The 12,653-nt window shown below is 35.3% G+C and carries 12 protein-coding genes; 7 read left to right on the top strand and 5 right to left on the bottom strand.

What is annotated here, in order from left to right:
- Positions 1-66: 66 nt before the first annotated feature.
- A complete protein-coding gene (locus CBF37_RS09535) occupies positions 67-591 on the top strand; it encodes an HdeD family acid-resistance protein (RefSeq protein ID WP_125984523.1) in 525 nt (174 codons plus the stop codon).
- Between the two features lie 16 nt (positions 592-607).
- Here CBF37_RS09535 and CBF37_RS09530 read toward each other — a convergent pair whose 3' ends face one another.
- The 3 genes from CBF37_RS09530 to CBF37_RS09520 form a co-directional block, all read right to left on the bottom strand.
- Entirely contained in the window at positions 608-1,675 is a 1,068-nt protein-coding gene (locus tag CBF37_RS09530; RefSeq protein ID WP_240626699.1) for an AI-2E family transporter, read from the bottom strand.
- 4 nt (positions 1,676-1,679) lie between these two features.
- On the bottom strand, positions 1,680-2,054 hold the full coding sequence (locus CBF37_RS09525) for a hypothetical protein (protein ID WP_125984522.1): 375 nt from the start codon (positions 2,052-2,054) through the stop codon (positions 1,680-1,682).
- Between the two features lie 221 nt (positions 2,055-2,275).
- A complete protein-coding gene (locus CBF37_RS09520; RefSeq protein ID WP_125984521.1) occupies positions 2,276-3,256 on the bottom strand; it encodes a polyprenyl synthetase family protein in 981 nt (326 codons plus the stop codon).
- 108 nt (positions 3,257-3,364) lie between these two features.
- On the opposite strand from CBF37_RS09520, the gene CBF37_RS09515 reads away from it, so the two are divergent.
- Positions 3,365-4,276: a prenyltransferase gene (locus tag CBF37_RS09515; protein ID WP_125984520.1), complete on the top strand. Its 912-nt coding sequence runs from the start codon at positions 3,365-3,367 to the stop codon at positions 4,274-4,276.
- A 35-nt stretch (positions 4,277-4,311) separates the two neighbouring features.
- On the opposite strand, the gene CBF37_RS09510 is transcribed toward CBF37_RS09515, so the two are convergent.
- Positions 4,312-4,737: a NusG domain II-containing protein gene (locus CBF37_RS09510; RefSeq protein ID WP_125984519.1), complete on the bottom strand. Its 426-nt coding sequence runs from the start codon at positions 4,735-4,737 to the stop codon at positions 4,312-4,314.
- 161 nt (positions 4,738-4,898) lie between these two features.
- On the opposite strand from CBF37_RS09510, the gene trhO reads away from it, so the two are divergent.
- Positions 4,899-5,876, top strand: coding sequence for an oxygen-dependent tRNA uridine(34) hydroxylase TrhO (trhO, locus tag CBF37_RS09505; RefSeq protein WP_125984518.1), 978 nt, complete (start codon positions 4,899-4,901; stop codon positions 5,874-5,876).
- Positions 5,877-5,963: 87 nt separating this feature from the next.
- Positions 5,964-7,145, top strand: coding sequence for a cation:proton antiporter (locus CBF37_RS09500; RefSeq protein WP_125984517.1), 1,182 nt, complete (start codon positions 5,964-5,966; stop codon positions 7,143-7,145).
- Positions 7,146-7,161: 16 nt separating this feature from the next.
- Here the strand turns inward: CBF37_RS09500 and CBF37_RS09495 are convergent, their stop codons facing one another.
- Complete coding sequence (locus CBF37_RS09495) at positions 7,162-8,274, bottom strand: 3D domain-containing protein (protein ID WP_125984516.1); 1,113 nt, start codon at positions 8,272-8,274, stop codon at positions 7,162-7,164.
- Positions 8,275-8,420: 146 nt separating this feature from the next.
- Here CBF37_RS09495 and CBF37_RS09490 point away from each other — a divergent pair, with 146 nt between their 5' ends.
- From CBF37_RS09490 to CBF37_RS09480, 3 genes are all read left to right on the top strand, one after another.
- Entirely contained in the window at positions 8,421-8,900 is a 480-nt protein-coding gene (locus CBF37_RS09490) for a nucleoside 2-deoxyribosyltransferase (RefSeq protein ID WP_125984515.1), read from the top strand.
- A 118-nt stretch (positions 8,901-9,018) separates the two neighbouring features.
- A complete protein-coding gene (locus CBF37_RS09485) occupies positions 9,019-10,758 on the top strand; it encodes an ABC transporter ATP-binding protein (RefSeq protein ID WP_125984514.1) in 1,740 nt (579 codons plus the stop codon).
- Positions 10,759-10,760: 2 nt separating this feature from the next.
- Entirely contained in the window at positions 10,761-12,491 is a 1,731-nt protein-coding gene (locus CBF37_RS09480) for an ABC transporter ATP-binding protein (protein ID WP_240626698.1), read from the top strand.
- Positions 12,492-12,653 lie beyond the last annotated feature (162 nt).

Genomic DNA, 12,653 nt, shown 5'->3' with positions numbered 1-12,653 from the left:
GCTTTTTTATTTTGCACTAATCTCTATTTTCTTATACAATAATAACTAAGAAAGGAGTTGTTCTTTTTGACATCTATTTTTAAGACCATGCAGCGTTATGCCATTATTCGTAGTATTGCATTAATTATTTTAGGTATCATCACTTTAGTCAGCCCTGAAAAAGTTTTTACAATACTTGTTTACAGTATCGCAATTTATAATGCCGTTATCGGACTGACTTATCTAATTGGTGCGTTGAGAAATAATGATGACCAATCCTCATTTCAGATGCCGATTGCGTTCTTTTATTTAATTTTTGCGCTAATCGTCTTCCTTTTCTCACGCCAGTTATTAGGTATCTTTACGGTATTTATCGGTATCTTATTTATGATTGGTGGGGCAGGAAAAATATCACAAGCTTTTAACATGAAACAATATGTTAATTTACCATGGGTACCTATGTTAGTTTATGGCTTAGTATTAGCCGGTATCGGTTTGTTGATTATCTTTTATCCATTCCGTGTTCTATCCACTTTCTTAGGGATAGTTTTACTGATTGTTGGTATTTTAGAACTTATCGAGTACTTCAAATTCCGAAACGTATCTATCTAAAAAAAGAAACTCCAACCTAATTTTTGGAGTTTCTTTTTTCTTTGACCATCTCTATCAATGTGACATGTTTTGGTTTGTGTGATTTCACATCGAGCAAGTCCAGTAAAAAAACAAATGCTGGAATACCAATAACAAGTCCCCAAACTCCGAAAAACTTCTCTGAAAACATCAAAATAACAAATACAAAAAATACCGGTAAATCAGTTTTACTGCTCATTAATTTAGGATTTAACAGATAAGACTCTAAAGCATGTATCAAAACAATCATAATTAACACATAAATAACATCTTGAATACCACCATTGGTATACGCAATTAAACTTAAAGGAACAGAAGAAATGACTACACCCGCAACCGGAATCAAACTAAATATAAAAATCATTAGTGCTAGACTTAACAATTGATCATTAGGAAAATTCATAAAATAAAGAGAAACTGTTGTTAGACATGTATTGACTACAGCAATAATAAACTGGGCTTCAATCACAACACCAAATGTATTGATGAATTTCTTACCTAAGTAAGCAACATCGCGACTGTAACAACCAATTTTACTATTAAAAAAGGCTTGTCCAAAATTAGTCACCCACTCTTTTTCAATAATAAAGAAAAAGCTCAGAATAAATGACATGATAAAAGTTATTCCCATTGATCCAATATTTGATAGCGTATTGAATAATACTTTAGCCCCCGTCGTTAGTTGCTGCTTAATTTCAACAATGCTGACATTAGCTGATATCCATTGGAACAGCTGATTATCTGTGTTCATTCGCTGATAAAAACTGAATACTTCTTCGATCATCTGTATGGTTTGTGTAAATAATTTAGGCACATATACCGTTATTGCGAAATACATAAAGATGACAATTATTGCATAGACACCAATTGTCAGAATTTTTTTAGGAATTTTTGTCCATCGATACATAATTTCAACAAGTCGAATAATTAAATACGTCAAGATAAATGTTAACAGCACTAAACTGAGTATTCCGCGAAATATATATAAAACAAAACAGACACTCAACAAGACTAATGTACGCCGTGCTACATCATTTTTGGTCATTTTTCCCCATAGTTCTAGCACCTAATCACTCCTTTTCCTCAGGCTTTCGAAATAATAACCTGAATGTATATAAATAAAATGTATATAGTGCACTGTATATAACAGCCAGCCAAGCACCAATTACTAATGAATCAATATCATAGATTAGCGGACTTAATTGAATAAAACAGGCATATAGTACAAAAACACTAAAAAAAATACTAAACGCAGCCGGTCCTTTTACATTCAAGCGATATAGCAGACGAGTTAATACCATATTAAATACACTAAATAGATAGAAAACTGTTTTATCCAAAGAATAGGCTGGATTAAACAAGGAACATAAATAAATGATAGTTACCGATATAATTGAAAATACTAATCTTTGATTAATTGTCCTTGATGTCGTAATTTTTTTCATTTCCAACCTCCTATTCATATATTTTACGCTTTCTTCAATAACTTATTAAAATTAGTGCACAAAATAATCACAATTTATGATTATTATATAAGTATACCAACAAAACAATCTAACAAACTTTTCATTTTATTTACTCCTCTAAAGTAAATAGAATAACTCCTTTTTACTGCTGACATCTGTCGGCAGTTTTTTTGTAAAAAAACTGGCAGTTTATGCCAGTTTTAATTTTGTCTTTTTAGCAGCGTCTCTGTCACTTGATAAAGAATATTTTTTTGCTCAGAATCTGGTAATTTTGCAATCCCCGAAAGTGCACGTTCAGTAAATCTTTCCGCAATACTTTCGGCTTTTTCGATTCCTTGATATTTTTGAATCAAGTACTGCGCCTGATTTAAATCTTCTGCAGTTAATTGATCTCGCTTGTTTAATAAAATAGCGAATTCTTCTTCATGACCTTCCATCGCAAGAATAAGCGGTAGTGTATAATATCCATTTTTCATATCTTCAAAAACTGGTTTTTTCATACTTTCTTCAGTTGATTGATAATCTAAAATATCATCCATAATCTGAAAAGCCATTCCAATATTATAGCCAGTCCGCTTAGCCATCAACTGCATTCTTTTGGATAAACCACCAAAATATGCACCCTCATAACAAGCAAATTCAAATAACTGTGCTGTTTTTCCTTTAATATGCTGAAAATATTGCTTCATCGTAATGTCAGTATTATATCTCAGGTTCATCTGGTCAAGTTCGCCAACTAAAATACGCTTCATACTATGAGCATTCATCTCAATTGTGCGCAAATTCTTTGTCGATGTTGCTAACAAATGAAAATACACGGTAAATAAGAAATCCCCAGTATAAACAGCTACATCTTGACCATATTCTGATTGGATAGAAGGTAATGATCGACGCATTGGTGAATCATCGATAATATCATCATGGACTAATGTGGCTACATGTAAAATTTCTAACGAAGCCGCTAAACGATACATTTTTTTAGGAGATTCCACTTCGCCGCATTGTGCAAAGAGCAGAAAATATGCCGGACGTAACAATTTACCTCCTGCATCAAAAAATAATCTCAGCGCCTTAGTTATTTCTTTATTCCTTATTTTTACAGATTTCTCCATAATTTTTTTAGTCTCGATTAAATCTTTATAAATCTTTGGGTATTGCTCCCACAATGGATGAATTGCCATACATGGCCTCCTAATAAAATAATCCTATCACTTATCTAAACAACTAGCTTTAAAAATTACTACTATATCAGTATAATAAACACAGAACAAAAAGTGAAGGAGTTTGTTATGAATTTTAAAGTCTTTGCTGAATTAGTCGAACTCAAAGCTAAAACAGCCAGTATCTTCCCCTTTTTATTGGGTCTATTGTACTCATGGTACCATTATCAACATATTTATATTGGAAATATGCTTTTATTTTTTATTTCTATGGTCTTATTTAATATGGCTGTCGATATTATGGATAATTATATGGATTTTCATAATGCGACGGACGTTCATGATTATAAGCACGCAACAAATATTATCGGGCGGGAAAAACTATCACTAAACCTAGTCAGAACTTTGATGTGGTCGTTTATTTTTATTTCAGCTGGTATCGGGGTCTACCTAGCCTCACAAACAAGTTGGATAATTCTTTGGTTAGGCATGTTCAGCTATGCTATGGGGATTTTTTACTCTGCCGGTCCTATTCCTTTATCTAGCCTTCCTGTTGGTGAAGTGACATCTGGTCTCACTATGGGTTTAGTCATTCCATTAATCTGTATTTATCTTAACTTATATGATATTGTCCCTTTTAATAGTACATTGATTTTTGATGTCGCTATTTTGTCGTTACCAGCAGCATTCGCTATTTCTAACTTAATGCTCGCTAACAATACATGTGATTTAAAAGAGGACGAATTAAATGAGCGTTACACACTTGTTCACTATTTAGGTAAAACCAGAGCTGTACGTCTCTTTAAAATATTAGTTCTGGCCTCTTTTCTTTTTGCAACTTTAGGCGTTTTTTTAGATATCATGCCTTGGTCTGTACTGTTTATCTGGCTTATTTTTCCAAAAGTCTGGAAAAACACTCAATTGTACGCTGAAAAACAAATTAAAACGAAAACTTTTCCGTTAGCAATAAAGAATTTAGCACTTATAGTCTTTAGTCAAACACTGTTATTCGCTGTGGGTATTCTACTGAATATTAGTTAAAAAAATACCAGACGTTGTTAACGTCTGGTATTTTTTTAATAACTGATAATCATATCATCATCATCTTTAGACGGCTCTTGAGATTTAATCTCAAGAGTCAATTTATGCGGTAAACAAATACTCATCTGTCCTGGACGGCTAATCCAACTAGTTCTTACAGCGATTTGATCAGGACTATTATCTTCGCGAACGCGAATCCGATTTCCTTCCAATTCAACGATATTATACTTTCCCTTTGCCGGATAATAGATTACTTCTTTATGAGGCGTATCATCATTTAATTCAAAGCGCTCTACTTCCTTGCCGTCAATTGATACGATAGCAACATTGCCCTTTGTCTCAGGCTCTTGGTGAGTGGCTGCAAATACAACATAAGGAATAAAAGATAAAATGATTAAACTCACAATCACAATACCGTCCATAAACCGCCACTGACTTTTTAACTCTTTCCATATATTCATCTGTGCCCCTCCCACTTGTCCACTATTGTAAGGTAGCGTGTTATCATTATTTAGTCAAGCATTTATTACTATAAATTAACTTTGTGAATAAAGCAAGTAAGTTGCCAGAGCTACTAGACTTCATCTATAATAGTTTGGTACAAATACAAGGAGGAATTACTTTGTCAAATTATCAAGTACTATTATATTATTTATATGTCCCAATCGAAGACCCTGAAATGTTCGCTGCAGAGCACTTAAAATTGTGTCAATCATTCAATTTAAAAGGTCGTATCTTAATAGCAAAAGAAGGCATCAACGGAACAGTATCGGGTCTAACTGAAGATACTGAAAAGTATATGACCTACATGCATAACAACGAACAATTTAAAGATATCTTCTTCAAAATTGATCCAGCTGATCACCAAGCTTTTAAAAAGATGTTTGTCCGTCCACGACCTGAACTGGTTTCTTTAAAATTAGAAGATGACATTAACCCCTTAGAATTAACTGGTGAGTATCTATCGCCGACAGAATTCAAAGAAGCTATCCTTGATGAGGACACGATAGTTATTGACGCACGCAATGACTATGAGTATGATTTAGGACACTTTAGAGGGGCTGTCCGTCCAGATATCCGTAATTTTCGGGAACTACCGCAATGGATACGCGACAATAAAGAAAAATTTATGGATAAGCGTGTGGTCACATACTGTACAGGCGGTATCCGTTGTGAGAAATTCTCTGGCTGGCTAGTCCGCGAGGGTTTTAAAGATGTCGGTCAACTTCACGGAGGTATTGCTACTTACGGACACGATCCTAAAGTTCGCGGTGAACTATGGGATGGTGCGATGTATGTCTTTGATGAACGTATCAGCGTACCAATTAATCATGTGGATCCAGTAATCGTTGGTAGAGATTGGTTTGACGGAACACCTTGCGAACGTTATGTAAACTGCGGTAATCCAGAATGTAATCGGCAAATGCTATGTTCAGAAGAAAACGAAGCAAAATATGTCCGCGGTTGTTCGCACGAGTGTCGTGTTCACCCTAGAAACCGCTATATACCCGAAAATGATTTATCAATTGAAAAGTGGCAGTCGCGCATTGAATCGTTAGGTGAAGATTTTCCAATTGATATTTTATTACAACGCTCTTAATCTAATTGAAAAATTAAAATAACAAGCGTATGCTTACATTAAGTTACTACTTAATAGCATACGCTTTTTTTATTGGAGGAGATTACGATGGTACAGTTTTTAATTGCAATTTGTTTAATTTTAATTGGAACAAAACTTGCAAGTCATTTATGCCACCGAATTAACATTCCCTCGGTTATCGGGGAACTCATGGTTGGAATCATTTTAGGACCCGGCCTGTTAGGTTTGGTGCAGCAAACAGAGTTCATAACACTTTTTTCAGAAATAGGTGTCATTCTCTTAATGTTTTTAGCTGGTCTTGAAAGCGACTTAACAAAATTAAAGAAATATCTTAATCCGTCAATTGTCGTTGCACTTTTCGGTATCACCTTCCCCATGATTTTTGTCAGTGGCTTAGGGCATTTTTACCAAATGACACTTACTCAATCGATATTTCTAGGTGTTGTCTTTTCTGCAACATCTGTCAGTATTTCTGTTCAGGTATTAAAGGAATATAAGCGTCTAGATACCTCAGAAGGCTCAGTTATCTTAGGCGCAGCTGTGGTAGATGATATCGCAACAGTTTTAATTATCAGTATCTTTACCGCCGTCTTAAATACCGAACATGGTGGAAGTATTAACAGTATTGGTTTTATTTGGGATTTACTGGCACCAAAAATTTTATTCTTTCTTATCTTGTGGGGATTTACTAAGTTTTTACTAAAACCGTTTCTATCATTTGCTAAAAAAGTCATTGCAACTGAAGTTGAAGCAGCGGTCGCATTAATTCTTTGTTTTTCCTTCGCAGCTTTTGCTGAAAAAATGGGACTTAGCGGTGTCATCGGAGCATTCTTTATCGGCTTGCTCTTGTCTCAAACAGACGAACAGAAGAGAATGGAGCACCAAGTATCAGTTATTGGTTATTCATTTTTTATCCCCGTCTTCTTTGTTTCTATCGGTCTGAATATTGATTTACAATCATTTGGCAGCTATGCCATGATGATTATCCTAATGACCATATTAGCAACTATAACAAAACTTGCAGGTGGTTACGTTGGTAGTCGGTTATTCAAAATGACAACACATCAATCACTAGTTGTTGGAGCAGGCATGGTATCCCGTGGTGAAATGGCATTGATTATAGTCAATATGGGTAATTCTTTACACTTGGTTAATCAGGGGCAGTATTCTGCTATTATTGTTGCTATTATTTTAACAACTCTCCTATCACCATTCTTAATAAAATACACCATTGACCGAGAAAGTGAAGCTATAAAAAAAGAATCCTAATCAGGATTCTTTTTTTTTATTTAATTGTTACAGTTACTTGACGACGTCCCCATGCATAGCACTGATCCACGGTTGGGAAATGAACATCAATAATATTGCCTTTAATTGCTCCACCAGTATCAGCTGCAATCGCTAAACCATAACCTGATACCTCAACAATTGAATTCAACGGTATGATACTAGGATCAACTGCAATAGCATTTGGATTTTTACGTAAATCCAACCCAGTCGCAGTGAACGGAGTTAAGCCAGCTTCACTGTATGAATATGCTGTTGATTGCATTGATAATGTACGTCCGCCGCCTGATGACGTTCCTGATGAAGGAACAGAGACAATTGGTTGTTCAGCTGCCGGTTGTGAATTATCACTTTGCGAAGCTGGAGAACTTGATTGTGTGTTGCTATCAGAAATTTTGGCTGCTTCTTGCTTTGCTGTTTGTTTTTGAGCTTCTTCTTTTTGTTTAGCAGCTTTTTCTTTGTCTGCCTTTTCTTTTTGTTCAATCGCTTCTTTCGCAATCCGATCTTTAGAAAGAGTATCTAATAATTTCTGATTATCCTTCAACTGTTGTTTTAGACCAGCCACATCTTCATCTAAATTACTTTTTTCTTGAGACAATGTTTCTTCTTTATTAGCTAATGTCTGCTGATTAGTACTTAAATCTGATTGTAATTTCTCTAATTTATCTTTATCTGCTGCTAATGTTTCTACCTTCGTACGTTCTGCACCTTGAATAACGTTAACTGCATGAACACGGCTGATAAAATCTGATAAATTATCCGCACTCATTACAGCATCGACTAAATTGAACGATGATTCATTCACTTGAATATCTTTCATACGTCCAGCCATTGCATCTGTTCTTTTTTTTATGCTGGCTTCAGTATCTTTAATACTTTTCTGTGTTTCACTAATTTTATTTTGTGTGTCAGAGACATCTTTTTTTAATGACTCGATTTCACGATATTTTTCATTTGCTTGTTGAAGAGTTTTATCAATAGAACTGCTGATTTGTGCACTTTCTTTTTTAGCATCGGCTTCTTTCCCTGAATCCGCTGCAAATACTTGGAACGGAACAGCAGATAGCATAAGCACAGATGCCATTGTTACCAACAATTTCTTACTTCTCAATAGTGACAACACCTTTCATCTCTCGTCTAAATTCTAATATTATTATACAAAACTCACTACTAGTCTTTGTAACAATCCCTTTACAAATTATTACAGTTTAAGCTAAGCTATAAATATATGTAATAGAAAGGCAGATGATTTTTTTCATGACTCATTCAATTTATTTTGCTAGCCCGCTTTTTTCTTCAATGGAAAGACGGTATAATGACTATTTAGTCGATGAAATAAGAAATAATCACCCAAATTTATCAATTTACGTTCCGCAAGAACAAATGGCCATAAATGACAAATCTAGTTTTGCAGATGCAAAAATGATTGCAACATATGACACACAAGCGTTATTAAATAGTCGTTTAATGATCGCAGTCCTTGATGGAGCAACAATTGATGTCGGTGTAGCTTCTGAAATAGGTGTAGCCTATCATGCAGGTATCCCGATTGTCGGCTTATTCACAGATTCTCGCCAACAAGGTGCCGATAACCGAGAAAAGATTGAAGCTCTCAGCGATATCGCTGAATCTCAATTTCCTTATGCAAATCTTTATACCATTGGATTAGTTAAATTAAATGGCCTTATTGTCAATAATGAAACCGATCTGATTAAAGTTCTTCCAGAATATCTATAGAGATAACTGACACTTGACTGAGAAGTTTTTCTCAGATTTCTTGTGTCTTTTTTATTACTTTAAAAAATTAATCAACTATCATACAATGGATGTATTAAATGTTTACAAAGGAGACATTATGTTTTCATTATTAAAATATGCCGCTGCTTATCGAAAACAGCTTATCTTAGGTCCTTTTTTCAAGCTTTTGGAAGCCGTTTTTGAATTACTTTTACCACTTTGCATGGCGAAGCTGATTGACAAAGGAATTAATCAGCATAATTCCCATGAATTAATTAAATACGCCACACTCATGCTGTTCATGTCGGTTATTGGTCTTGGTTGTGTGTTAATCTGCCAGTACTATGCGGCTGTTGCTTCTCAAGGATTTGGCACAGAATTACGCAAACATCTCATGCAAAAAATCAATCAATTATCACATAGCGAACTGGATAAACTCGGCACTGCTACCTTAGTTACACGAATGACAAGCGATATTAATCAGCTGCAGCTTGCCTTAGCTATGTTCATCCGTTTGGTTATCAGAGCACCGTTTTTAAGTATCGGATCCATCATTATGGCCTTCTATATAGACCGGCAGTCCGCTTTTGTTTTTTTATTTATTTTACCGGTATTTTCATTTATCTTATATACCGTTATGCGCAAGACCGTCCCACTTTATAAAAATGTTCAACAAAATATTGATAGTTTAAATGATGATGTTGATGAAAATCTGACCGGTGTTCGCGTTATTCGCGCCTTCGCTAAAACTAATAGCCGCGAAACACAATTTAAAACAATAAATCAACAAGTGGCCGATGCTTATATTAAAGTTGCCGACTGGTCATCAACATTAAATCCATTAACTACATTGATTATGAATACTGCTGTTGTCTTTTTACTTTATTTCGGCGGTATTTCAGTTAATTCAGGCCGTCTGCTGCAAGGCGACGTCTTAGCCTTGATTAACTATATGACACAAATGCTGCTTGCTTTAATTGTTGTATCCAACCTCGTCATTATTTTTACTCGTGCAGCGGCTTCTAATCAACGAGTGAAAGAAATTCTCGACATTAAACCAATAATAGAAACAGATAATACAAATATTAATCATGCGCCATGGACAAACCCGATAATTGTTGACTTTTCTCACGTCTCTTTTAAATACGATACAAATGGCGGGTATGCTCTAAACGATATTACTTTTTCTTTACCTAAAGGCGATACTTTAGGTATTACCGGTCCAACGGGAAGCGGTAAAAGCACACTGATTAATTTAATTCCAAAAGCGTATTTAGTCACTCATGGGCAAATAACGGTCAATGGTCTTCCTGTCAATGATTACGCAACAGGAGTTTTACGATCACACATTGGGATTGCCCCCCAAACCAGTCAATTATTTTCTGGTACCATCCGCAGCAACCTGCAGATGGGATTACCTGAAGCAGACGACAGCACTTGTCTCAAAGCATTACACATTGCACAATGCGATGATTTTATTAGTCAACTACCTGATGGCTTGGATACAATCATTGAAGCAGACGGAACAAATTTCTCTGGCGGACAAAAGCAACGGTTAACTATCGCTCGTGCTGTTATATCTCAACCGGACTTAGTTATTTTAGATGATAGTCTTAGTGCTTTGGATTACAAAACTGATTTAGCGTTGAGGCAAGCCATCAAACAACATTTAAAAACCAGCTCTTTGATTATTATTTCCCAGCGAATGTCGTCCATAGAGCATGCTGACCAAATTTTAGTGCTAAATCAAGGGCAAGAAGACGGTTGTGGGACACACGACGAATTGATGAAGTCTTCTGCAACCTATCAGCAATTAGTACAATCGCAAGCAGAATCTGCTAATGAAGGGGGACAATGATAATGCCGACATATCTAACTCATTACCTTAAATACTTGCTGCAATTTAAATGTTCCTTGATTACTGCTATTCTTCTTGGTCTAACCAATGGCGGAGTCCTTGTTTTATCAACTCTGTATATTGGAAAGGGCATTGATACCATGGTAAAAAAACACCAGGTCAATTTTACTGAACTGCTGTTTATTCTAGGGTTACTCATTATAATGACACTTATCAGTAGCTTATCGCAGCTCTTTATTCAACGAATCGGAAACAAAGTCGCTTATCTCTCAACGGCTGAATTGCGCAAAGAATCATTTAACCATGTCAGTAAGCTGCCAATCAGATATTTTGACCAACATTCGCATGGTGATATTATGAGTCGTTTCAGCAACGACTTAGATTTGGTATCAGAAGCAGCACTGACCATTTTCAACAGCGTATTCTCTGGCATTACCGTTATACTGATTTCCTTTATTGCCATGCTCTTTTTAAGTCCTGTTCTAACAGTTGTTGTCTTAATTTCAACATGCCTAATGGGTTTTGCCAATTGGATTATCGCGAAAAATAGTCAGAATGCTTTCGTTGAACAGCAAAAAACGGTCGGAGCTATCACTGGATTTGTCTCTGAACGAGTACCTCAACAAAAATTAATCAAACTTTTTCATTACGAAAATCAAACACAAATCGAATTTGATGTGTTCAATAAACGGCTCCAACAAGTCGGACAGCACGCTCAATTTGCTTCTTCTTTAACAAATCCGTTATCACGATTTATTGATCACTTAGGGTACTTGTCAATTGGTTTTATTGGCGGTTTACTTATCTTGAGGGGATCTCATATTGTAACTGTCGGTATTATATCTAGTTTTATTCTTTATTCTAACCAGTTTTCAAAGCCTCTAATTGACTTATCCGGAATGATGACACAAATCCAATCCGCTTTAGCTGGATTAAAACGGATCAATCAATTATTAAATGAACCCCTGGAGGAAAATACTGGGAAAAAACAATTAGCATCCAGTCAGGGAAAAATCGATTTTAAGCATGTATTTTTCAGCTATCAAAAGGAACGTCCATTAATTTCAGACTTCAATTTATCCGTACATTCTGGACAATCTGTCGCTATTGTAGGAAAAACAGGAGCTGGCAAATCAACACTAGTCAATCTCCTTTTACGTTTTTATGATATTGATTCAGGTGATATATTGTTAGATAATCAGTCGATTTACCAATTCCCTAAAGATGATTTACGTAAACAGTTCGGTATGGTTTTACAAGAAACTTGGCTTTTTAATGGCACTATCCGAGACAATCTGATTTTAGGCAATCCTCAGGCGAGCGAGGATCTGATTATCAAATCTTGTCAGGAAGCATCGATCTATCACTTTATTATGTCATTGCCAAAAGGGTTCGATACAATCATCGGTTCAGGAAATTTATCGTTATCCGAAGGTCAGCAGCAATTGTTGACAATCGCTCGAACAATGATTAGTAAACCAAATATCTTAATTTTAGATGAAGCAACAAGTTCGATTGATTCGCTAACGGATGAATTAATTCAAAAAGCGCTAAGTAAGTTAATGAATGGACGGACAAGTTTTATTATTGCTCACCGTTTAGCGACTATCGCGAATTCTGATTTGATTATTGTCATGGATCAAGGTCATATTGTTGAAACCGGGACACATCAAGATCTACTTAAAAATCTGGACGGTTACTATTACCAAATATATCATGCTCAATTTGAATAAAAAAATAAGGTTTGCCATTAATTGGCAAACCTTATTTCAGATTGTAGACAAAGTATCAGGTTTCCGATACTTTGTCTTTTTTTCTTGGTAAAATAGAGAAAAGGAGTTGATTGCAATGTTGAAGAAACAAGATATGAGTAGACGTGATCAAATTGGTTTTTA

The organism is Vagococcus vulneris (assembly GCF_003950515.1).
Classification (GTDB): domain Bacteria; phylum Bacillota; class Bacilli; order Lactobacillales; family Vagococcaceae; genus Vagococcus; species Vagococcus vulneris.
This window is presented reverse-complemented; position numbering and strand designations above follow the sequence as displayed.